General features: G+C 68.1%; 20 protein-coding genes. 15 read left to right on the plus strand and 5 right to left on the minus strand.

All coding sequences use genetic code 11. From position 1 onward, the window contains the following. The first annotated feature begins 774 nt into the window (after window positions 1-774). Window positions 775-3,555: a magnesium-translocating P-type ATPase gene (gene mgtA, locus U5A56_RS24645; protein ID WP_321924962.1), complete on the plus strand. Its 2,781-nt coding sequence runs from the start codon at window positions 775-777 to the stop codon at window positions 3,553-3,555. Between the two features lie 68 nt (window positions 3,556-3,623). Then, a complete protein-coding gene (locus tag U5A56_RS24650) occupies window positions 3,624-4,367 on the plus strand; it encodes a transporter (RefSeq protein WP_124570619.1) in 744 nt (247 codons plus the stop codon). Between the two features lie 52 nt (window positions 4,368-4,419). On the opposite strand, the gene U5A56_RS24655 is transcribed toward U5A56_RS24650, so the two are convergent. Together U5A56_RS24655 and U5A56_RS24660 are read right to left on the minus strand one after the other, a co-directional pair. Beyond that, window positions 4,420-4,704 (minus strand): transcriptional regulator, encoded by a 285-nt coding sequence (locus U5A56_RS24655; protein ID WP_257770090.1) that lies wholly within the window; start codon window positions 4,702-4,704, stop codon window positions 4,420-4,422. A 71-nt stretch (window positions 4,705-4,775) separates the two neighbouring features. Next, the gene (locus tag U5A56_RS24660) at window positions 4,776-5,651 is read right to left on the minus strand and encodes a LysR family transcriptional regulator (protein ID WP_321924966.1); all 876 of its coding nucleotides are present in this window, start codon (window positions 5,649-5,651) and stop codon (window positions 4,776-4,778) included. A 93-nt stretch (window positions 5,652-5,744) separates the two neighbouring features. Here U5A56_RS24660 and U5A56_RS24665 point away from each other — a divergent pair, with 93 nt between their 5' ends. From U5A56_RS24665 to U5A56_RS24690, 6 genes are all read left to right on the plus strand, one after another. After that, window positions 5,745-5,981 (plus strand): hypothetical protein, encoded by a 237-nt coding sequence (locus U5A56_RS24665; protein WP_321924968.1) that lies wholly within the window; start codon window positions 5,745-5,747, stop codon window positions 5,979-5,981. A gap of 195 nt (window positions 5,982-6,176) precedes the next feature. Next, window positions 6,177-7,256 (plus strand): serine hydrolase, encoded by a 1,080-nt coding sequence (locus U5A56_RS24670; RefSeq protein ID WP_124646300.1) that lies wholly within the window; start codon window positions 6,177-6,179, stop codon window positions 7,254-7,256. Between the two features lie 46 nt (window positions 7,257-7,302). Further along, a complete protein-coding gene (locus U5A56_RS24675) occupies window positions 7,303-7,539 on the plus strand; it encodes a hypothetical protein (protein ID WP_321924971.1) in 237 nt (78 codons plus the stop codon). Between the two features lie 184 nt (window positions 7,540-7,723). Further along, window positions 7,724-8,179 carry a MarR family winged helix-turn-helix transcriptional regulator gene (locus U5A56_RS24680; protein ID WP_321924973.1) on the plus strand — a complete coding sequence of 152 codons (456 nt, stop codon included), beginning with the start codon at window positions 7,724-7,726 and terminating at the stop codon, window positions 8,177-8,179. 59 nt (window positions 8,180-8,238) lie between these two features. Next, entirely contained in the window at window positions 8,239-8,802 is a 564-nt protein-coding gene (locus tag U5A56_RS24685) for a cysteine hydrolase family protein (protein WP_321924975.1), read from the plus strand. Further along, window positions 8,799-10,253, plus strand: a complete 1,455-nt coding sequence (locus U5A56_RS24690; protein ID WP_321924976.1) for a DHA2 family efflux MFS transporter permease subunit — start codon at window positions 8,799-8,801, stop codon at window positions 10,251-10,253. The genes U5A56_RS24685 and U5A56_RS24690 overlap by 4 nt, the downstream gene beginning before the upstream one ends. A gap of 34 nt (window positions 10,254-10,287) precedes the next feature. Here U5A56_RS24690 and U5A56_RS24695 read toward each other — a convergent pair whose 3' ends face one another. Further along, window positions 10,288-10,884 (minus strand): LysE family translocator, encoded by a 597-nt coding sequence (locus U5A56_RS24695; protein WP_124489625.1) that lies wholly within the window; start codon window positions 10,882-10,884, stop codon window positions 10,288-10,290. A 95-nt stretch (window positions 10,885-10,979) separates the two neighbouring features. On the opposite strand from U5A56_RS24695, the gene U5A56_RS24700 reads away from it, so the two are divergent. Continuing rightward, window positions 10,980-11,855, plus strand: coding sequence for a LysR substrate-binding domain-containing protein (locus U5A56_RS24700; RefSeq protein WP_321924978.1), 876 nt, complete (start codon window positions 10,980-10,982; stop codon window positions 11,853-11,855). A gap of 110 nt (window positions 11,856-11,965) precedes the next feature. Here the strand turns inward: U5A56_RS24700 and U5A56_RS24705 are convergent, their stop codons facing one another. Continuing rightward, the gene (locus U5A56_RS24705) at window positions 11,966-13,684 is read right to left on the minus strand and encodes a SulP family inorganic anion transporter (protein ID WP_321924980.1); all 1,719 of its coding nucleotides are present in this window, start codon (window positions 13,682-13,684) and stop codon (window positions 11,966-11,968) included. Between the two features lie 312 nt (window positions 13,685-13,996). Here U5A56_RS24705 and U5A56_RS24710 point away from each other — a divergent pair, with 312 nt between their 5' ends. Next, window positions 13,997-15,238: a mechanosensitive ion channel family protein gene (locus U5A56_RS24710; RefSeq protein ID WP_044843259.1), complete on the plus strand. Its 1,242-nt coding sequence runs from the start codon at window positions 13,997-13,999 to the stop codon at window positions 15,236-15,238. Between the two features lie 55 nt (window positions 15,239-15,293). Here the strand turns inward: U5A56_RS24710 and U5A56_RS24715 are convergent, their stop codons facing one another. Then, the gene (locus U5A56_RS24715; protein ID WP_257770038.1) at window positions 15,294-16,715 is read right to left on the minus strand and encodes a PLP-dependent aminotransferase family protein; all 1,422 of its coding nucleotides are present in this window, start codon (window positions 16,713-16,715) and stop codon (window positions 15,294-15,296) included. 153 nt (window positions 16,716-16,868) lie between these two features. Here U5A56_RS24715 and U5A56_RS24720 point away from each other — a divergent pair, with 153 nt between their 5' ends. The 5 genes from U5A56_RS24720 (at window position 16,869) to U5A56_RS24740 (ending at window position 22,899) form a co-directional block, all read left to right on the plus strand. Beyond that, window positions 16,869-19,193, plus strand: a complete 2,325-nt coding sequence (locus tag U5A56_RS24720) for an FdhF/YdeP family oxidoreductase (RefSeq protein WP_124921242.1) — start codon at window positions 16,869-16,871, stop codon at window positions 19,191-19,193. Window positions 19,194-19,205: 12 nt separating this feature from the next. After that, window positions 19,206-20,126 carry a bestrophin family protein gene (locus U5A56_RS24725; protein WP_321924983.1) on the plus strand — a complete coding sequence of 307 codons (921 nt, stop codon included), beginning with the start codon at window positions 19,206-19,208 and terminating at the stop codon, window positions 20,124-20,126. A 135-nt stretch (window positions 20,127-20,261) separates the two neighbouring features. Continuing rightward, complete coding sequence (locus U5A56_RS24730) at window positions 20,262-20,591, plus strand: hypothetical protein (protein ID WP_321924985.1); 330 nt, start codon at window positions 20,262-20,264, stop codon at window positions 20,589-20,591. Between the two features lie 247 nt (window positions 20,592-20,838). Next, complete coding sequence (locus U5A56_RS24735) at window positions 20,839-21,171, plus strand: hypothetical protein (protein ID WP_059533926.1); 333 nt, start codon at window positions 20,839-20,841, stop codon at window positions 21,169-21,171. Window positions 21,172-21,309: 138 nt separating this feature from the next. Next, the gene (locus U5A56_RS24740; RefSeq protein WP_321924988.1) at window positions 21,310-22,899 is read left to right on the plus strand and encodes an ABC transporter substrate-binding protein; all 1,590 of its coding nucleotides are present in this window, start codon (window positions 21,310-21,312) and stop codon (window positions 22,897-22,899) included. Window positions 22,900-22,947: the final 48 nt, after the last annotated feature.

Genomic DNA, 22,947 nt, shown 5'->3' on the forward strand with positions numbered 1-22,947 from the left:
CCCCCCCGGGGGGGGGGGGGGGGGGGGGGGCCCGGGCGCCCCCCCCCCCCCCCCCCCCCCCCCCCGCGGGGGGGGCGCGCCCCCCCCCCCCCCCCCCGCGACTCGTGCGTTTTCTGCCGTCCGGCGGCCCGACTGTCCGGCATCGCGCCAATAACATTTCGCAAGCATCTTCCGACAAAAGGGTTGACGCTTCGCACAACGAGCCTTTACCATCGCCCCCGTCTGAATTACATGGAGTGTTCTGTGAACACCGATGCGAGTTGTAGTTGGTCCTCGACCAACTTGACTGCTGCCTGAGGAAACCGCGCAGAGCCTCGTCTTCTGCCGCATCCCGGGAAGCAGGATGCGGCGTCCTTCCGGCCTGACCGGCCAGAATCCCCCGCCGAATTTTTTCGATATCGCCGAATGTCCGCGCTGCGCAACCCTGCGTTGCAGCGGGCGTACGTTCGTGCTGCGCGCAGCGCAAGCTGCGTGCGTGTTCCGTTCGCGTGCCGTCCGGCCGCGCGCCCTCGTGCGTGCGCGGCTTCCGATCGCCCGTGCCGCCTACTCGCAACCGAAAGGAGTGCAGATGAACTCGGACGACAGTAGTCGATTACCGCTCGCCGGTGCGACGCCGCGCATCGATCCTTCGGCCGCACTCCGCGCGCCGGCGAGCGTTCCCCCCTTCACCGATCCACAGCCGATCGCGCCTGACGCGACGCGGCGGGGAGCGCTCGTGCGTCGCTGACGTCACGGTCGCTCCCCGCCCGCCGCCTCGTGCGCAAGGAGCGACTCATGACACGACACAACACTTCGCAAACATCGAAAAAAAAGCAGCGCGGCTTCATCAACGCCGGCCCCGGTCAGCAGAACGAACCGCGCAACATGCGCGCCGCGCAGGAAGCGGCCCGCCCGCTCGAAGAAACCTTCAAGTCGCTGCGCACCAGCACGCGCGGCCTCACCTACGACCAGGCCGCCGATCGCCTGCAGCACAACGGTCCGAACGAGATCGCGCACGACAAGCCGCCGCACTGGACGCGCCAGCTGCTGCACGCGTTCCACAATCCGTTCGTCTACGTGCTGCTGGTGCTGGCCACGATCAGCTTCTGCACCGACGTCTACTTCGCGGCGCCCGGCGATCGCGACTTCGTCGGGATGACGATCCTGCTGACGATGGTCACGATCAGCGCGCTGCTGCGCTTCGTGCAGGAATTCCGGTCGCTGCGCGCGGCCGAAAAGCTCAAGGCGATGGTCCGCACGACGGCGACCGTGCAGCGCGCGGTGACCGACGTGTCCGAGCCCGCGCGCCGCGAGGTGCCGATGCGTGAAGTGGTGGTCGGCGACATCGTGCACCTGTCGGCCGGCGACATGATCCCCGCCGACGTGCGCCTGCTCGCGTCGCGCGACCTGTTCATCAGCCAGGCCGTGCTGACCGGCGAAGCGCTGCCGGTCGAGAAATACGACACGCTCGGCGCGGTCGCCGGCAAGTCGGCCGGCGCAGGCGCGACGGGCTCGTCCGCCGCCACGAACGATGCGTCGAAGTCGCTGCTCGATCTCGAGAACGTGTGCTTCATGGGCACCAACGTGGTGAGCGGCACCGCGACGGCCGTGGTCGTCGCGACCGGCGAAGACACCTACTTCGGTTCGCTCGCACGCAACGTCGTGAGCCACAAGCGCATCGAAACGAGCTTCGACCGCGGCGTCGCGAGCGTGAGCTGGCTGCTGATCAGGTTCATGTTCGTGATGGTGCCGATCGTGTTCATGATCAACGGCCTGACCAAGGGTGACTGGCTGAGCGCGCTCACGTTCGCGCTCGCGGTGGCCGTCGGCCTCACGCCCGAGATGCTGCCGATGATCGTGAGCGCGAACCTCGCGCGCGGCGCGATCGCGATGGCGCGTCGCAAGGTCGTCGTGAAGCGGCTGAACTCGGTGCAGAACTTCGGCGCGATGGACGTGCTGTGCACCGACAAGACCGGCACGCTCACGCAGGACAAGATCATCCTCGAGCATCATCTCGACCTGTCCGGCCACAAGAACGAGGACATCCTGCGGCTCGGCTGGCTGAACAGCTTTCATCAGAGCGGCCAGAAGAACCTGATCGACATCGCGGTGGTCGCGCGCGCCGACGAGATCGGCGAGCGCGTGAAGCCGCACGGCTACAAGAAGATCGACGAGCTGCCGTTCGACTTCGTGCGGCGCCGCCTGTCGGTCGTGGTCGAGGACACGCACGGCACGCACCAGCTGATCTGCAAGGGCGCGGTCGAGGAAATGCTCGCGGTGTCGACCCACGTGCAGGACGAAGACGGCGTGCGCCCGCTCGACTTCGTCGCACGCAAGCGGCTGCTCGAACAGGCGAACGCGTACAACGAGGACGGCTTCCGCGTGCTGGTGCTCGCGACGCGCACGATCCCGCGCGGCGACGAACGCGAACAATACCGCACCGCCGACGAGCGCGATCTCGTCGTGCGCGGCTTCCTGACCTTCCTCGATCCGCCGAAGGAATCGGCCGCGCCGGCGCTCGCCGCGCTGCGCGAGAACGGCGTGTCGGTGAAGGTGCTGACGGGCGACAACCCGACCGTCACGATGAAGGTCTGCCGCCAGGTCGGCCTCGAACCGGGCAAGCCGATGCTCGGCGCCGAAATCGAGGCGCTCGACGACGCGACGCTCGCCGAGGTCGTCGAACGCACGACGGTGTTCGCGAAGCTCACGCCGCTGCAGAAGGCGCGCATCGTGAAGGCGCTGCAGGCGAACGGCCACACGGTCGGCTTCCTCGGCGACGGCATCAACGACGCACCGGCGCTGCGCGACGCCGACGTCGGCATCTCGGTCGACAGCGGCGCCGACATCGCGAAGGAAACGGCCGACATCATCCTGCTCGAAAAGAGCCTGATGGTGCTCGAGGAAGGCGTGATCAAGGGCCGCGAGACGTTCGGCAACATCCTGAAGTACCTGAACATGACCGCCAGCTCGAACTTCGGCAACGTGTTCTCGGTGCTCGTCGCCAGCGCGTTCCTGCCGTGGGAGCCGATGCTCGCGACCCAGCTGCTCGTGCTGAACCTGATCTACGACACGTCGCAGATGCTGCTGCCGTGGGACAAGATGGATCCCGAGTTCCTGAAGAAGCCGCGCAAGTGGGAAGCCGGCAACATCGGCCGCTTCATGCTGTGGGTCGGGCCGACGTCGTCGGTGTTCGACATCACGACCTACGTGCTGATGTGGACCGTGTTCGGCGCGGGCGCGATGTATCACCTGCACGGCGGTTCGGGCGGCCAGATCGTGATGAACTCGGGCTGGTTCATCGAGAGCCTCGTGTCGCAGACGCTCGTCGTGCACCTGCTGCGCACGCAGAAGATCCCGTTCCTGCAGAGCACGGCCGCGCTGCCGGTGCTGCTGTCGACGTTCACCGCGATCGCGATCGGCTGCTGGCTGCCGTTCTCGCCGTTCGCGGATTCGCTCGGCTTCATGCACCTGCCGGGCACCTACTGGCTGTGGCTCGCGGCGACGATGGTCGGCTACATCCTGCTCGCGCAGATCGTCAAGACGATCTATGTGCGTCGCTACAAGCAGTGGTTCTGATCGCCTCCGAAACGACGGCGTGCCGGCCCGCGCGGGCCGGCCGCCCACGACGCAACAACGGTGACTTCATGAAAAGAATGCTTTCGCTCGCGGCCGCGAGCACCCTCCTCGCGCCGTTGTACGCGTACGCGGCCCATCCGCTCGTCAGCGACGACACGGGTACGCAGGGCAACGCGAACTGGCAGTTCGAGTTCAACGGCGAGCAAACCTCGAAACAGGACGAAAACGGCCGCCATCAATTGTGGAACGCGACGCTCACGCGCGGGTTCGGCGAGCACGTCGATCTCTATGTGAACGCGCCTTACACGCATCTGCAAACGCGCACCGACGACCACGGTGCAGGCATCGGCGATGTCGAGATCGGCATGAAGTGGCGCTTCGTCGAACGCGGGCCGCTGTCGCTTGCGCTGAAACCGCAGGTGACGATGCCGACCGGCAACGACGATCGCGGGCTCGGCACCGGCCGCGTCGGCACCGGCGCCACGCTGCTCGCGCAAGCCGACGTCGCGCGCTTCTCGCTGCTCGCGAATGCGGGCCTCGCGTACCAGCCGAACCGCCAGGGCGACCTGCGCTCGGTCTGGGCCGTGTCGGCCGCGGCGCTCTACAAGGCGACCGACAAGGTGCAGCTCGTGGCCGACATCGGCCTGTCGCGCAACACCGAGAGCACGGCCGGCGCGAATCCGGCGTTCGTGATCGCGGGCGCGATCTACTCGCCGAAGCCCTGGCTCGATCTCGACGTCGGCTACCGGCATGGGCTGAACGACCAGACCTACCGTCATTCCGTCATGGGTGGGGTGACGGCGCGGTGGTGATGCCGCATGTCGAACCGCAATATGACGGGTCGCCTTCGGGCGACCCGTTTTTTCATCCGCGGTCGCTCGCACCGAACAGTTGCGCGCACACGGCACGACCCTCTTCGGTCAAGGCGGCGCTGCCGGTGCCGTCGTCGTTCAGCGTCGTCGCGCTCAGGCCGGCGGCGTCGAGCTGCGTCAGCACGCGGCGCAGCGTGCTCATCGGCAATTGCGTGCGCTTCGCGATCTTCGGCAGCGACCACGTTTTGCCGGACGGATCGGTCGCGGCTTCATGCAGCGTCGCGAGCGTCGCAACGAGTGCGGGATCGAGCGGGGAGTCGTCGGGTTCTGAAGTCATCGGTTCGGGTTCGTGAGCCGGCGCCGGGCCGGCATTCGGGCAGAAGGCGATCGCGGACACTATACGCCCGGTCATGCGCCCTTGATCGCGGCGCGCATGAACGACACGAAACGCGTGGTCACGGGATCGTCGCGGCCGGACAGCCACGCGAGCCCGACGCGCCATTTCGCATCCCTGCCGGCGAGCGGCAACACGGTCGCGTCGCGCAGCAGGTACTGCGCGTGCGACGGAATGAACGCGACGCCGCCCCCGGCCGCGACCGACGTGAGCACCGATTGCACGTCCTCCGCCTGCTGGGTGACCTGCGGCACGAAGCGCCGCCCGACGCACCACCGGTCGATCTGCGCGGCGAGCCCGGGGCCGCGTGCGCGCTGCAGCGCGATGAAGCCGATCTCGTTGAGCACGTCGAGATCGGCCGGCACGCGCTTGAAGCCGAGGTGCGGCGGCACCGCGAGCGCGAGCCCTTCGTCGATCACCTTGAACGACGACAAGCCTTCATCCGACGGCAAACGCAGGAACCCGGCGTCGAGCTTGCCGGCACGCAGCCGACGGGTTTGCTCGGACGACGACAGATCGCTCAGCGTGACCGCGACACCCGGATTGCGGCGCCGGAATTCCGCGACGAGTTTCGGCACGAGCGTCAGCACGGACAGGCAGATGCCGAGCCGCAGATGGCCGCGTTGCCCGCTGGTCGCCTCCCGTGCACGCGCGAGGATTTCGTCGGCATCGCGCACGAGCGCCTGTGCGTCGGGCAGGAAGCGTTCACCGAACGGCGTCAGCTCCGCGCCATGCCTGCCGCGTTCGAACAGCTTGCCGCCGAGGCTCGCCTCGAGCGCGCCGATCTGCTTGCTAAGCGCCGGCTGGCTCATGTGCAGCGTATCGGCCGCGCGGCTGAAATGGCTGAGCTCCGTGACGGTCAGGAAGGTTCGGAGCAGTTTCAATTCCATTCTTTAAAGGAATCATAGCGATCGAAACATTCATTTTACTGATTGAACGGCGTGACGTTCAATACGGGCATGCCCTTCGCGGAATTCACTGTCATGCCTGTTGATCATCTAGCCGAGTACCTGACCGATATGTCGTGCGATACGGTCGTCGCCGACACGGGCGGTGTCGAGCCCGACACGCCGATGCCCGAGCGTCGTACCGCACGCTCTGACGGACGCGGCCGCCGCTTCCGCTTCGGCGATGCGCTGGACGACACGCCGCCGCGTGTCGTCACCGGTTCGATCGCGATCAGCTTCGCGGTCGTGTCGCGGCGGAACTGGCCGCGCTGATTCGACGCAGCGGGCGCCTTTCGCCCGCCGCACGCGTTCGGCGCCTCACAAAAGCCTCGACATTCCGCCCGGATCGCACACCATTGCGCGCACATCCATCGTCATCGCCACACAATCGACCTTATAATTTCCCGCACCCGCTGACCGCCCACGCATTTCGCGCCGCCGCAACGCGCGTGAAAAGGAGACTCTCGCTTGACCGGCCTCATCGCGCGCCTGCCTCGCGCCCGGACCACCCTGCTCATCGCCCTCTCGTTCCTGACACTTGCGTTCGCAACGAACGCGTCGGCGCAGCGTGCGCAGCCGCATCGCACGGCGACGCCCCATGCGCATGCGAAAGTCGTCAAGAAACAACCCGCCCACCGCAAGCACAAGGCCGTCAAGCACCGCCGCCCGCGCGTGACGCATCATGCAGTCAAGCGTCACGCGGCGCCCGCACCGCAGCACCGGCGCGCGAAACGCACGAACGCGGTTCGCCCGCGCCCCGCCGCGCAGCCGCGCCTGCTCGCGAGCTGCGGCTACAGCCCGCGCGCGGTGAGCTCGCTACATTCGCGCGCGGCCTACGTGCTCGACGTCGACTCGGGCACGCCGCTGCTCGCCCGCAACGCACGCACGGTGCGACCGATCGCGTCGATCTCGAAGCTGATGACCGCCGTCGTCGCACGCGACGCGGACCGGCCGATGAACGGCGTGCTGCGCGTCACCTCTCGCGATCGCGACACGATCAAGTTCACCGGTTCGCGGCTGCCGATCGGCGCCGAACTGTCGCGCCGCCAGATGTTCCATATCGCGCTGATGTCGTCGGAAAATCGCGCGGCCGCCGCGCTGAGCCGCGACTATCCGGGCGGCCGTGCCGCGTTCGTGAAGGCGATGAACCGCGAGGCGCGCCGGCTCGGGATGCGCGATACGCATTTCCGCGAACCGACCGGCCTGTCGCCGCACAACGTGTCGACCGCCGAGGATCTCGCGCGGCTCGTCGGCGCGGCCGCGCAGGATCCGCTGATCCGCTATTTCTCGACGGACACGTCGACCACCGTGCAGGCCGGCGACGGCGAGCTGCTGTACGTGAACTCCGATCCGCTCGTGCGTGACGGCCGCCTGCCGATCCGGCTGCAGAAAACCGGCTTCATCAACGAATCGGGGCACGGCGTCGTGATGCGCATGCGCGTGAAGGGCCGCCGCGAAACGGTCGTGCTGCTCGGCGCGCCGACCCGCGCCGGCGTGTCGAGCGATGCGCTGAAGATCCATCGCTGGCTGACCTGCTCGATCCAGTAAACGCGGCGCGCGCGGCCGGCACATTCATCCACGAAGGAGCGATGCCATGCAGGACGAATACCGTTTCAACGCGTTCGGACGCCTGCTCGCCGTCGTGCGGACGAACGGCCGCTGGACCGTGTTCGATCTCGGCACCGAAGGCAAACGGCGGCCGGCCAACCTGCACGTTCCGTCCGCGCTCGCCGCGGACGAACTCGCGCAATATCTCGGCGACCTGCTGCACGAAAATGCGTCGCCGAAGTACAACGACGTCGTGCCGGTTCCGTTGCCGCGCCGCGCATAGCGTCCGGCCGCACACTGCCCACAGTCCGACAATCGGCGGTTGCCGAGCCGCCGCCCGCTGTTCCTCTCCCGGCCTCGCCGACGCATCGTGCGTCGGTGCGCGGTGCGTCGTACGTCATGCGCCGTGCATCGCGAACGCCCGTCAAACTAGACAGCTAAACTTGCAAGTTTAACTGTCGTGTTCTATGATCCGCCGCATGACTCCGCCACGCACACCCCGCATTTCCGGCGACGCCGTCGCCGCCGACTTGACCCTCGCGGTCGGCCAGCTGATTCGACGGCTGCGCGCCGAGATCGAGTCCGAAGGGCTCGGCATGTCGCAGACGAGTGCGCTCGCGCGGCTCGAACGACAGGGCCCCATGACGACCGCCGATCTCGCGCGCGCCGAGGCGATGAAGCCGCAGTCAATGAAGGCGATTCTCGCGAGTCTCGAGGAAGACGGGCTCGTCGAACGCGAGCCGCATCCGACCGACGGCCGCCAGATCCTGTTCCTGCTGACCGCGGCCGGCCTGGCGGCACGGCGCAAGCGCGACACCGCGAAGCACAAGTGGCTCGGCGCCGCGATCGAGAAGCTCGATGCCGAAGACCTCCGCACACTCGCCGCCGCGATTCCGCTGATCCGGCGCATCGGCGAGCAGTGACCCCGCGTGCGTGCCGTGCGGCACGTGCCCCTTATCCCTATGCACGGAGCATCCGCATCATGAGCACAACCCGTCTCGACACGCATACGGCACTCGTCGTCATCGATCTGCAAAAGGGCATCGTCGCGCTGCCCACCGCCCACCCGGTCGCACCGGTAATCGAGCGCACCCGCGAACTGCTCGATGCCTTCCGCAGCCGCGGCCTGCCGGTCGTGCTCGTCAACGTCGCCGGCGGCGCACCGGGCCGCACGCAACTGCCACCGCGCAAGGATCCGTTCCCGGCCGACTGGGCCGACCTCCTGCCCGAACTGAACCGCCAGCCTGGCGACCACGTCGTGACGAAGAAAACCTGGGGCGCGTTCACCGGCACCGATCTCGACGCGCACCTGAAGGCGGCCGGCGTCACGCAGATCGTGCTGGCCGGCATCGCGACCAGCATCGGCGTCGAATCGACGGCCCGCCAGGCGCACGAACTCGGCTACAACGTGACGCTCGCGGTCGACGCGATGACCGACCTCAACGCGGACGCGCACACGAACAGCGTCGAACGGCTGTTCCCGCGGCTCGGCGAGACGGGCCCGACGCACGAGATCGTCGCGCTGCTCGACCGCCGCGGCGCGTGAGCGACCAACGCGCGCGGCCGGCGCCGGGCCGTGCGGCCGAACGACTCGGTCCGTCGATCTGGAAAGTCAGCGCGGTCGCGACGCTCGGCTCGCTGCTGTCGCAACTCGACGCGACGATCGTCAACGTCTCGCTGTCGAGCCTCGCGTCCGACCTGCACGCGAGCCTGTCGACGATCCAGTGGGTGACGAGCGGATACCTGCTCGCGCTCACGCTGGTGTTGCCGCTGAACGGCTGGCTGGTCGATCGCATCGGCGCGAAGGCGCTGTACCTGTGGTGTTTCTCAGCGTTCACGCTGACGTCGGCGCTGTGCGGGCTCGCGTGGTCCGCGCCGTCGCTGATCGCGTTCCGCGTGCTGCAAGGCGTCAGCGGCGGGCTGCTCGCGCCGATGGCGCAGATGATGATCGCGCGCGTGGCCGGCCAGCAGATGGCGCGCGTGATCGGCTATGCGGCGGTACCCGTGCTGATCGCACCGATCCTGGGGCCGGTCGTCGCCGGTACGATCCTGCAGTACGCGTCGTGGCGCTGGCTGTTTCTCGTGAACCTGCCGGTCGGCGCGCTGGCGCTGGCACTGGCCGTGTGGTTCCTGCCCGGCGACCGCGAGGAAACGCAGCAGCGCGAACTCGACTGGGTCGGCCTCGCGCTGCTGTCGCCGGCGCTCGTGCTGTTCCTGTATGGCGCGGAGCGCATCGACGCGGTGCCCGGCATCGCCGCGATCGCGGGTTCGGTGCTGCTGCTCGTCGCGTTCCTGCGCGTCCAGCTGCGCAAAGGCGAGCGGGCGCTGATCGACCTCGCGCTGTTTCGCTCGCGCGTGTTCGGCGCGGCGGCGGCCACGCAGTTTCTGTCGAACGGCGCGATCTACGCGGGCCAGATGCTGATTCCGGTGTTCCTGATCGAGGCGTGCGGCCGCTCGCCCGGCGAGATGGGCTGGCTGCTGGCGCCGCTCGGGCTCGGCATGCTCGTCACCTATCCGTCGATGGGCGCGCTGACCAGCCGGTTCGGCGTGCGCCGGCTGGCCGCCGCCGGCGCGCTGCTCGCGCTCGCCGCGACGCTGCCGTTCGGGTATCTCGCGCTGGCCGGCTACGATCCCGCCGTGCTGGTGCCCGCGCTGTTTCTGCGCGGGATGGGCCAGAGCGCGATCGGCGCACCGTCGATTTCCGCCGCGTATGCGTCGGTCGAGCGGCACAACCTGCCGATGGCGACGACGTCGCTCAATATCGTCCAGCGCCTCGGCGGCCCGACGTTCACGACGATGTGCACGCTGTTTCTCGCGTGGCGGCTGCAGGCCGAATCCGCGTCGACGGGCGGCACGCACGGGGTCGCCTACGCGTGGACGTTCGGCCTGCTTTGCGCACTGCATGCGGCGAGCTTCGCGACGACACTGCGGCTGCCGCGATGGTCGAGCGGCGCGGGCGGACGGCCCGTCAGGGCCGCGCGGGACGGTTCTCGCTGAGTGTCGCGGCTGCGCCGTGCGCGCAGCGCCGCTGCTACAGCCACATCGGCACGATCGACGCCGCGAGCAGGATCCCCAAGCCCGCATTCACGCAACGCCACTGCCGCTCCGTGCGCAGCACGCGCGCGAACAGCAGCCCGGCACAACACCAGAGCGACAGCGACGCCATCGCCGCCACGCCGAACGCCAGCCCGAGCAACGCGCCGAGCCGCACGGGGCCGGACGCGAGCGCGGCGAACGACGCGGCCGCGCCGAGCGTCATCGCCCAGCCCTTCGGGTTGTGCCACAGCATCCATACGCCGCTGACGAATCCTTGCGGCCGCTGCACGGCCGCGTCGACACCGGGCTTGCCGCCGCGCGCGATGCGCGTGGCCAGCCACAGCAGATACAGCGAGCCGAGCACCTTCATCCCGAGCTGCAGCGCGGGCAGGGCCAGCAACACGCTGCCGAGCCCGGCCGCGGCGGCGGCGGCCATCGATGCCAGGCCGGCCGCGATGCCCGTCATCATCGGCAGCGAGCGCCGATAGCCGAAATGCGCGCCCGATGCGGTTGCGAGGGTCGTCGCGCCACCCGGTGTCACCGTGGACACGATCACGAACAACAGCAGCGGCAAATAGTCTTGAAGCGGCACACGGGCTCCCGGTTCGGGTCGTCGAAGCTCCGTTTTACCCGCGCTCCGTGCATTACGACAGCGAAAGCTTTTTATACCAGTCATTAGCATTCATAATGCGAACCATGACACGCAACCTCGACATCGCCCTGCTTCGCGCCTTCGTCACGGTCGCCGATCACGGCAGCATGACGGCGGCGAGCCGCGCGCTGCACCTGACGCAAGGCGCGGTCAGCCAGCAGGTCGCGCGGCTCGAAACGCTGTCCGGCCCGCTGTTCGTGCGCGAGCATCGCAACCTGCTGCTCACGGCGGACGGCGAGCGTCTGCTCGCGCAGGCGCGCCGGCTGCTCGCCGCGCACGACGCGCTGCTGACCGAGCTGACGGCCGGTGCGATGGAAGGCGCCGTGCGCATCGGCGCGCCGCAGGATCTCGTCGGCAGCTGTCTCGCGCCGATCCTGAAAGGCTATGCGCACGCGCATCCGCAAGTCGCGCTGTCGCTCGTGTGCGCGGCGTCGCCCGCACTGCGCAAGGCGCTCAGGCAAGGCGAGATCGATGTCGCGCTGATCGAGGCGCCGGTCGGGCCGTCGCGCGGCGAATGCATCGCCGTCGACCGTCTGGTCTGGGTCGGCGCGAAAGGCGGCAGCGCCCATCTGCAGACGCCGCTGCCCGTGTCGATGGTCGACCAGACCTGCGCGTTCCGCCCGACCGTGCTCGACGCGCTACGGGCCTGCGATCGCGCGTGGCGCACCGTGTTCGAGAACGGCAGCATCGACGCGACGGCCGCGACCGTGCGCTCCGATCTCGCGGTGACCGTCTGGCTCGCGTCCACCGTGCCGGCCGATCTCGACATCCTGCCGGCCGACAGCGGCCTGCCCGCCCTGCCGAACTTCGCGATCAACCTGCATCTGCCGCGCGGCCAGCACGCGCCGGCCGCGGCGGAACTGGCCCGCCATTTGCGCAACGGCTTCGCGCGCATGCGCGCAGCCGCTTAGCGGTGAAGCTTCCCGCGCTCCACTTCCCGCGTTCCGCCTCCCGCCTCCCGCGTTCCCCCAGCTTTCCGCTTTCCGCTTTCCGCTTTCCAATTTCCGCCTTCCAATTTCCGCTACGTGACCCCCGGCTCCTGCTGCGCCGGCGTCACACCCGCCGCTTCCAGCGCCTGGTGCAGTGTCGGGAAAATGCACGACGCGCCGACGATCTCCGTGATCCGGTGGCGCTCCATATCGGCGTGCAGGTAGCGGTTCACGCGCCCGAACAGCACACCGATCCGGCGCGCGTGCAGCGCCTTGACGAGATCGGTGATCGTCCGCGCGGCCGAGTAATCGAGATCGGTGATCGCGCCCGCGTCGACGATGAACCAGCGCAGCGGTACCGGCGACGCGTCGACGAGTTCGGTCACTTCGGCGGCGAACCGATGGTCGTTCGCGAAGAACAGGTCGGAGCCGAACCGGTAGACGATCAGCCCCGGCGCCGTCATCGCGCCCGGCCGGGCCGGCACCGGCAGCCACCGCCCGTTGCCGTCGGCGGCTTCGAGCACCATCGTGTGCGGCTGATAGCTGTGGCGCACGTGCCGCATCAGCGACAGCGCGACGGCCAGCAGGATCCCGTGCTCGACGCCGACCGTCACGACGGCCGCGGCGGTGACGAGCGCGAGCGTGAATTCGCCAGGGCTTTCCCTGCGGATCGCCGCGAGGCTGCGCACGTTGATCAGCCCGAGCGCGATCGTGAACACGATGCCGGCCAGCACCGCATGCGGCAGGTACTGCAGATACGCACTCAGGAACAGCAGCACCGCCGCGACGACCGCGGCGAACGCCAGATGCCCGATCTGGCTGCGCACGCCCGCGCCGTCGGCCATCGCGGTCTGCGTCGGGCTGCCGTTGACGACGAACGCGCCGCCCACCGCCGCCGCCGCGTTCGCGGCCGCGAGCCCGAGGATGTCGGCGTTGGTGTCGACGTCCTCACCGTACTGCTGCGCGAACACGCGGGCCGCCGCCGCGCTCTGCGCAATGATCATCACGAAGCACGACGCGGCGACCGGCACGAGATCGAGGAACTGCTGCCACGTGACGGACGGCCAGCGCAGCGGCGGCAAGCCGCCCGCGACGGGCCCGAGCACGGCGATGCCTTGCGCGGCGAAGCCGAACCAGTCGCTCGCGGCGATGCTGCCCGCCACCGCGATCATCGGCATCGGCACGCGCGGCACAAAGCGCTTGCACGCGAGAATCGCGACGACGACGAGAGCCGCGAGCGCGAGCGTCGGCCGATGCGCGTGGATCGCATGCGTGACGACGTAGTCGAGCTGGGCGACGCTGCGCGATGCCGGATACGGCACGGACAAGCCGAGCATGTCGCCGAGCATCGCGATCGACACTTGCACGCCGACGCCGGCCAGGAAGCCGACCAGCACCGTGCGCGACAGGAAATCGGCGAGAAAGCCGAGCTTGAAGATGCGCGCGAGCAGCAGCATCGCGGCGGTCAGCAGCGCGACCATGCCGGCCAGCGCGACGTACTCGGCGCTGCCCGCCGGCGCCATCGACGACAGGCGGCTCGCGAAAATGGTCGCGGTCGCGGAGTCGGCGGCGACCACCAGATGGCGCGACGCGCCGCAGCACGCGAACGCGATCAGCGGCAGGAACACGGTATAGAGGCCCGTCACGGCCGGCATGCCGGCGATGCGCGCATAGCCGAGCACCTGCGGGATATCCATCGACGCGAGCGAGATGCCCGCGAACACGTCGCGGATGGCCGACGCGCGCCGAATCGGCAGAATGCCCTTCAGCAGCCGCACGCGTGACGGCTGGCTTTCGTTGGAATCTTGCATGCGTGAAATGCGTGGTTGACCGGAACGACGTGGAAGCGGAGTTCGCGAAGCCGTTCGCGCATCGTGCCCCGAGCGGGCGATGCGTGGCAAGTGCACAGTATGTTGCGCTACGTGAACACACTGACTCAAGGACTCAAGGACTCGAGGAAAATCCGCGCAACGGCGAGAATGTTGAGGAGCCCTGCGTCACGCATTCGCGACATCCGGCCGGAACCCGATGGCACAATCACGGTCCCTTTCATGTTCCCTTCACCGGGCGCGCGCCGCGTCGCGGTACAGATTCAACGCACGAGAAGGCCCCTGTCCACCCTTATGACCCTGAACGAATCCTGGTTTGCGCCGCTCGTCGGCATCCTCATCCTGCTCGCCGCCGCCGGCGCGATCGCCGCCGCCGTCCATTTCCTGCTGTTTCGCGTGGTCGCGCGCCTCGCTCGGCTGTCGGCCACCCGCATCGACGACGCGCTGTTCGAGTTCGGCGCATTCAAGTGGCTGAACCGCATCGTGCCGTTCGTCGTGATCAAGCTCGGGCTCGGCGCGGTGCCCGGCATTCCCGCCGTGGCCGCGCAGGCTGCCGACAAGGTGCTGTTCGCGCTGATCGTGTTCCTGGTGTCGATGACGATCAGCGCAACGCTGTCCGCGCTCGAACACTCGCATCGCACGAGCCGGCGCGACCAGCCGCGCCTGTCGCTGAAAGGCGCGATGCAGCTCGTCAAGCTCGTGATGTTCATCACGGCCGCGCTCGTCGTGATCGGCGACGCGACCGGCAAGCAGATCGGCCTGCTGCTGTCGGGCATCGGCGCGATGTCGGCGGTGCTGATGCTGATCTTCAAGGACACGCTGCTCGGCCTCGTCGCCGGCGTGCAGCTGTCGTCGAACGACATGCTGCGGATCGGCGACTGGATCACGATGCCGTCGGCCGGCGCGGACGGCACCGTCATCGACATCACGCTGAACACGGTCAAGGTCGCGAACTTCGATCACACGATCATCACGGTGCCGACCTGGAAGCTGATCACCGAGAGCTACCAGAACTGGCGCGGGATGACCGAGGCCGGCGGGCGCCGCATCAAGCGCGCGCTGTTCATCGACGCGACGAGCGTGCGCTTTCTCGGCAACGACGAGATCGAACGGCTCGAACGCCTGACGCTGCTGAAGGACTACCTGGCAGACAAGGTCGACGCGATCGCGCAATGGAACGGCACGCTCGGCGCGGCCGGCGAATGCCCGGCGAACCGCCGCCAGCTGACGAATCTCGGCACCTTCCGCGCGTACGTCGCGAACTACCTGAAGGGCCATCCGCACATTCGCCGCGACATGACGTGCATGGCGCGCCAGCTGCCGCTGACGGCCGAAGGCATTCCGCTCGAACTGTACTGCTTCACCGACACGACGACCTGGGTCGATTACGAGGCGATCCAGTCCGACCTGTTCGATCACCTGATCGCGGTGCTGCCGGAGTTCGGGCTGCGTGTGTACCAGCATCCGTCGGGCTTCGACATGCGCCGGATGGTCGACACGGCGCAAGCCGGACTGCCCGCGCCGTCCGCGCGGTGACGCTTGCCTGCGCGGCCGCCGACGGGTCGCCGCCGGCAACGCGGTATCGCGCCGCTCACCGCCCCGCGCACTCGGATGCGAGCCGCCCCACCACCTTCAGCGCCTCCTCGATCTGCCGCGACCACGGATAGCTGTAGTTGAGCCGGATGAAGTGCCGATAATCGGCGGTTGCCGAGAACATGTGGCCGGGCCCGATCGTGATCCCTTGCGCGAGCGCGAGCGCATACAGCTTCATCGCATCGACCTGCCGCGGCAGCTCGACCCACAGCACGTACCCGCCCTGCGGCTGCGACAGCCGCGTGCCTGCCGGGAAGAAGCGCCGCACCATCGCGCTCATCAGGCTCGCCTGCTGCGCATACTGCTTGCGCATCCGCCGCAGGTGAAAATCGTAGCCGTCGTGCTTCAGGTATTCGGCGATCGCGAGCTGCTCGATCGCGGGCGTCGCGAGCGTGTTCAGGAATTTCAGCTTCTCGACCTGGTCGCGGTAGCGGCCGGGCATCGCCCAGCCGATCCGGTAGCGCGGCGACAGGCTCTTCGTGAACGATGCGCAATGCAGCACGAGCCCGTCGCGGTCGTACGACTTCAGCGCGCTCGGCGTCGTGTCGCCGAAATGCAGCTCGTGATAGACGTCGCTCTCGATCGCGGGCACGCCGTGCTTCGCGAGCAGCTCGACGAGCGCGCGCTTGCGTGCATCGGGCATCTGGAAGCCGAGCGGATTCTGGAAATTCGGCATCACCATGCACGCGGCGATGCGCTCGCGCGCGAGGATCCGTTCGAGCGCGTCGAGATCGATGCCGTCGCCCGGATGGGTCGCCACCTCGAGCGCGCGCATGCCCATCCGCTCGATCGCGTGCAGCATCGCGTAGAACGTCGGCGACTCCACCGCGATCGTGTCGCCCGGTTTCGCGACCGCCTGCAGGCACAGGTTGATCGCCTCGGTCGCGCCGATCGTCATCACGATCTCGCCCGGCTCGACGGGAATTCCGCGCTCCGCGTAGCGCCGCGCGATCTGGCGGATCAGCTCCGGGTTGCCGGGCGGCAGGTCGTCGATCACGCCCCAGCGCGTGCGGCGCCGCCCGATTGCCTGCGCGTAGCGTGCGAGACGCTGCACCGGGAACTGCGACGCGTCGGGATACGGCGAGCCGAGCGGCACCGCGTCGTCGCGCGAGATCGTGCGCAGCGTCGACAGCACGAGCCGGCTCACGTCCACCGCCGACGGCTCGGCGGCCGGCGCCGACATGTGCAGCTCTGCCTCGGCCGGCGCCGCGGCGCGCGCCCGCACGAAGTAGCCCGACTGCGGCCGGCTCTCGATCAGGCCGCGGCTCTCCAGCACGAGGTACGCGCGCAGCACGGTCGTGACGCTGAGCTGCTGCTGCCGGCTCGCCTGGCGCACCGACGGAATCCGCTCGCCGGGCCGGTACACGCCGCGCTCGATCTGCGCCTGCAGATCGTCGGCCAATTGTTCATAACGCTTCACGCGCCTCCCTTTCAACTTCCCTTCAACAACACAGTTGCGGTCCGCACTGCGCGGATGGCCGAAACTGTACTCTTTTTTGAAGACGAAAGGTGTACACACAGCGGCCGGAGCGCCGCGCGTACTCTGCGTGCATCGCCCCTGACACCCTGCATCATGAAAAAGAAATCCGCCGCCGCGCGCATCGAACCGTACACTCACCCGGCTGCCGGCTGGGGCGCGCTGAAAGCCGTCACGATCAACCTGATCAAGGAAAAGGTCACCGGCGGCAACTACCGCACGCTGCTGCGCCAGAACCAGCCCGACGGCTTCGACTGCCCGGGTTGCGCGTGGCCGGACCGCCAGCACGCATCGACGTTCGAATTCTGCGAAAACGGCGTGAAGGCCGTGGCCGCCGAAGCGACGAGCAAGCGCGTGACGCCCGAATTCTTCGCCGCGCATACGGTCACCGAGCTGCTCGAACAGTCGGATTTCGAGCTCGAACAACACGGCCGCCTGACCGACCCGATGGTGTACGACGCGCAGACCGACCGCTACGTGCCGATCGCGTGGGACGACGCGTTCGAGCTGATCGCGCGCCACCTGCGCGCGCTGCCGGACCCGAACCAGGCCGCGTTCTACACGTCCGGCCGCGCGAGCAACGAGGCGGCGTTCCTGTACCAGTTGCTGGTGCGGCTGTACGGCACGAACAACTTCCCCGACTGCTCGAACATGTGCCACGAGGCGACGAGCCGCGGGCTGCCGGCGTCGGTCGGCGTCGGCAAGGGCACCGTCACGCTGGACGATTTCGAACATGCGGACATGCTGCTGATCTTCGGCCAGAACCCGGCGACCAACCATCCGCGGATGATGGGCGAGCTGCGCGAATGCGCGAAGCGCGGCGCGACGATCGTGTCGATCAACCCGCTGAAGGAACGCGGGCTCGAGCGTTTCGCCGATCCGCAAAGCCCGCTCGAGATGCTGACGATGTCGGGCACGAAGATCGCGTCGACCTTCATCCAGCCGACGATCGGCGGCGATTTCGCGCTGATCAAGGGGATGGCGAAGCGCGTGCTGGAGCTCGACGATGCCGCGCGCGCCGCCGGCGCGCCGCGCGTGCTCGACACCGCGTTCATCGACGAGCACACGGCCGGCTTCGACGCGTTCGCCGACGATCTGCGCAATGAAAGCTGGTCCGCGCTGACGGCCGAAAGCGGCGTGCCGTACGAGCAGATCGACGGCCTTGCGCAGCGCTACGCGCGCAGCGAGCGCGTGATCGCGACGTGGGGCATGGGCATCACGCAGCACAAGCATTCGGTCGCGACCGTGCAGATGCTGACGAACCTGATGCTGATGCGCGGCAACATCGGCCGCCCCGGCGCGGGCCTGTGCCCGGTGCGCGGCCACTCGAACGTGCAGGGCAACCGCACGGTCGGGATCGAGGAAAAGCCGTCGCAGGCGTTCCTCGACCGGCTCGGCCACGTGTTCGACTTCGAACCGCCGCGTCACCACGGCTACGACGTCGTCGAAACCATCGAAGGGATGCTCGAAGGCCACGTGAAGGTGCTGATCGGCCTCGGCGGCAATTTCGCGATGGCGACGCCCGACACGCCGCGCACGTGGGCAGGCATGCGCCGCTGCGATCTCTCCGTGCACATCACGACGAAGCTGAACCGCAGCCACCTGATCCACGGCCGCGACGCGCTGATCCTGCCGACGCTCGGCCGCACCGAGATCGACCTGCAGGACAACGTCGCGCAGGGCGTGACGGTCGAGGATTCGATGAGCATGGTCCACGTGTCGTACGGGATGAACAAGCCGGCGTCCGCGAACCTGATGTCGGAACCGGCGATCGTCGCGCACATGGGCCACGCGCTGTTCGGCAGCGGCAAGATCGACTGGCTCGCGTACAAGGACGACTACGCGAAGATCCGCGACGCGATCGAGGCGACGCTCGACGGCTTCTACGACTACAACACGCGTATCGCGCGGCCGGGCGGCTTCCACCTGCGCGTCGCGTCGCGCGATCGCGAATGGCTGACGCCGACGGGCAAGGCGAACTTCATCGCGCATGCGCTGCCGACCGACACGCCGATCCAGCGCGCCCGCGCACTGCACGGCGAGCGCCTGATGACGCTGATGACGACGCGCTCGCACGACCAGTACAACACGACCGTCTACGGGCTCGACGACCGCTATCGCGGCGTGTACGGCCAGCGCCGCGTGGTGTTCGCCAACCGCGACGACCTCGCGATGCTCGGCCTGAAGGCCGGCGACCGGGTCGACATGGAAACCGTGTGGCACGACGGCATCGAGCGGCGCGCGGACGGCTTCCTGCTCGTCGAATACGACATCCCGCGCGGCTGCATCGGCGCGTATTACCCGGAAACGAACCCGCTGGTGCCGCTCGACAGCGTCGGCGACGTGTGCAACACGCCGACGTCGAAGTCGGTGCCGGTGCTGCTGCATCGCGCGGCCGCGCCGGCGTCGGCTGCCGCCTGACGGAGCGCCGCGATGATCGTCCGGCCGCGCGAGCACTGGCTGCGGATGCTGCTCGTCTGGAACGGGTCGGTGCTGCCGACCATCCTGCCGCAGTTGGTGCTGACGCTCGCGATCAGCCTCGTCGCGGTGTGGGGCGGCGGCCGCGTGCTCGGCGAGAAGGTGCCGCTGAACCCGACGCCGTTCACGCTGATCGGTCTCACGCTCGCGATCTTCGCGGGGTTTCGCAACAACGCGAGCTACGAACGCTATCGCGAGGGCCGGCAGCTGTGGGGTGGCGTGCTGACCGCCACGCGCACGCTGGTGTCGCAATCGCTCTGCTACGGCGCGGTCGACGGCGACGATGCCTCACGGCAGGCGTTCGTGCGCAAGGTCGTCGCGTTCGTCTATGCGCTGAAGCATCAACTGCGCGGCACCGCTCCTGCGCCGGACCTGCGCACGCTGCTCGACGACGCGACCTATGCGCGCATCGTCGCCGCCCGATTTGCGCCGATCGCGATCGTTCATGAACTGCGCGAAGCCTTCGCCGCGCGCGCCGATGCGGGCCATCTCGCCGACACGCGGCTGTGGATGCTCGACGCGCGCCTCGACGATCTGGTGTCGATGGTGAGCGGCTGCGAGCGCATCGCGTCGACACCGATCCCGTTCTCGTACGACGTGCTGCTGCACCGGACCATCTACGCGTACTGCGTGCTGCTGCCGTTCGGTCTCGTCGATTCGATCGGCGCGGCGACGCCGTTCGTCACCGTGTTCGTCGCCTATACGCTGATCGCGCTCGACGCGATCGCGCATGCGATCGCGGAGCCGTTCGGCGACGGGCCGAACCACCTCGCGCTCGATGCGATGACGCGCACGATCGAGCGCACGCTGCTCGAACTGAACCGCGAGCCGCTGCCGGCGGAGGTGACGCCCGGCCCGGCGTATCGGCTCACCTGACGAGCCGATACGGCCGACGCGCTGTAATAAACACTTGCAAGCGATACAGCCGGAAACGTCAACAGCCGGGGCCCACACAGCGTTTTTTCGACAAGCGCGCACGTTTCGTGACGCGCAACGACAGGAGAAAACGTCATGCGAGCCCTTACCCGCCGTCTCGCGATCGCCGCCACCCTGATGTCGGTGCTGACCGGCACCGCGTTCGCCGAAACGCCGTGGCAGCAGGCGCATCCGCGCCGCGAGGAGGTCAACCAGCGTCTCGCCAACCAGAATCGCCGGATCCGTCACGAAGTGAAGGAAGGCGAGATGTCGCACGCCCGGGCCGCGCGCCTGCACCGTGACGACCGCAGGATCCGCCGGGAAGAGCGGGACATGGCCGCGCAGGATCGCGGCCACATTACGCAGAGCGAAAAGCACGTGCTGAACCAGCAGGAAAATGCGGTCAGCCACAAGATCGGCCAATAACGCCGGCAAACGTCGATTCGCCATCGCTTGAAACGCCCGCTGCCGCCGCGCGACAGCGGGCGCTTGTTGTTGTATCGAATCGTTTCAGCCGGCCGTTCGTGTCAAGTGCCGCGGGTATACTCCGACGTCAGCCGCCGCCCGTATCGACCGTCAAAAACGGCACGATTGCGGCGGTTTCGTCGCGAAGCTTCGCGTTTCGCGTACCCCGCGCCCCAGCCTCGACACGAGACACACGACGATTCCGATCATGAAACGATTCCTGCTGCTCCTTCCCGCCGCCCTGCTCGCCGCCTGCGGTTCCGCACCTTCGTCCGATTCGGCCGCGTCCGGCCCGGCGCCGATGATCTACGTGTCGTCGGCGCGTCCGGCCCACGCGATCGCCAACTGCCTCGACAGCCGCCTGTCCGGCACCGAGCAATCGCAGCACAACGGCGTGACCGACATCACCGTCGGCTCGCGCTCGTACTTCGTCACGCTCACGCCGTCGGGCAACGGTTCGGTCGTCAAGGTCGTGCGCGGCTCGGGCAGCGAGCCGGCCGAGGAAGCGATGCGCTTCGCGATCGCGCGCTGCGTGATCTGACCGCCGCCGCTGCCGGGCACCGCGCCCGGCACGCAAGCCGCTTCCCCCGGGCGCCGTCAGGCGCGCCCGTCGAATTTTTTCATCCGGGCGGCCGTCGATGAGAGAATCGCACCACGATTCCCTTTCCACGGAGCCCGCATGAAGCACCTGCTGTCCCGGCTGTTCGTCAGCGCCGCGCTCGTCGCGCTTGTTCCGGCGCTGCCGGCGCAGGCCGCGACACCGCCCGGCATTTTCGTCGTCGCCACCCAGCTCGGCGAATTCACGACCCTCGATCCGAGCGAGATCTACGAGCTCGTGCCGTCCGAGTACGTCGCGAACACCTACGAACGGCTCGTGCGGGTCGACCTGAAGGACCCGACGCGCTTCGACGGACAGATCGCGCAATCCTGGACGGTCGGCGCCGACGGGCTCACCTATACGTTCAAGCTGCGCCCCGGCCTCGCGTTCCACTCCGGCAACCCGGTCACCGCCGACGACGTCGCATGGTCGCTGCAGCGCACCGTATTGCTCGACAAGGGTCCGGCCGGCGTGCTCGCCGATCTCGGCCTCACGAAAACGAACGTGATGCAGAAGGTGCGCGCGGTCGACCCGCAGACCTTCGTGCTCGAAACCGACCGCAAGTACGCGCCGAGCTTCGTGCTCAACGTGCTGAGCGCGTGCCCGGCGTCGGTGCTCGACAAGAAGCTGCTGATGTCGCACCAGCAGGGCAACGATTTCGGCAGCGGCTGGCTGAAGACCAACGACGCGGGCTCGGGCCCGTACCAGCTCGCCAAGTGGACGCCGAACGAAAGCATCGTGTTGCAGCGTTTCGACAAGTACCGCGCGCCGTACCCGATGAAACGCGTCGTGCTGCGCCACGTGCCCGAGGCATCCGCGCAGCGGCTGCTGCTGGAAAACGGCGACGTCGACGCCGCGCGCAACCTGAGCCCCGACAGCCTCGCCGCGCTCACCAAGGCCGGCAAGATCAAGGTCGCGTCGTGGCCGGTGTCCGCGCTGCTGTACCTGAGCCTGAACACGAAGAACCCGAATCTCGCGAAGCCCGAGGTCCAGCAGGCGATGAAGTGGCTGGTCGACTACGACGGCATCCAGCGCAACATCGTCAGCACGACCTACAAGGTCCACGAGACCTTCCTGCCCGAAGGCTTCCTCGGCACGCTGAATGCGAACCCGTACAAGCTGAACGTCGCGAAGGCGAAGGCGCTGCTCGCGAAGGCCGGCCTGGCGAACGGCTTCGACGTGACGATGGACATGCCGAACGATTATCCGTACCTCGAGATCGCGCAGGCGCTGCAGGCCAACTTCGCGCAAGGCGGCATCCGCGTGAAGCTGATCCCGGGCGATGCGAAGCAGGCGATCGGCAAGTACCGTGCGCGCCAGCACGACATCTTCATCGGCGAATGGTCGCCCGACTACATGGACCCGAACAGCAATGCGCGCGGCTTCGCCTGGAATCCGGACAATTCCGACCAGTCGAAGACGAAGATGATCGCGTGGCGCAACAGCTGGGACATCCCGCAGCTGACGAAGGACACCGAGGCCGCGCTGGTCGAGCCGTCGCCCGCGAAGCGCGCGCAGCGTTACGAGGCGCTGCAGAAGGCCGTGCTCGCGAACTCGCCGTTCATCATCATGTTCGAGAAGGTCGTGCAGGTCGCGACGCGCCCCGGCACGACCGGGCCGGAGATCGGCCCGATCAACGACCTCGTGTCGTACCGGACGCTGGCGAAATAAGCCCGGCTGCCCGCGCGACCGACGACGCCGGCGTGCGGGTGCATCCGT

It is taken from the genome of Burkholderia sp. BCC1998, from assembly GCF_905339875.1.
In the GTDB taxonomy this organism is placed as follows: Bacteria; Pseudomonadota; Gammaproteobacteria; order Burkholderiales; family Burkholderiaceae; genus Burkholderia.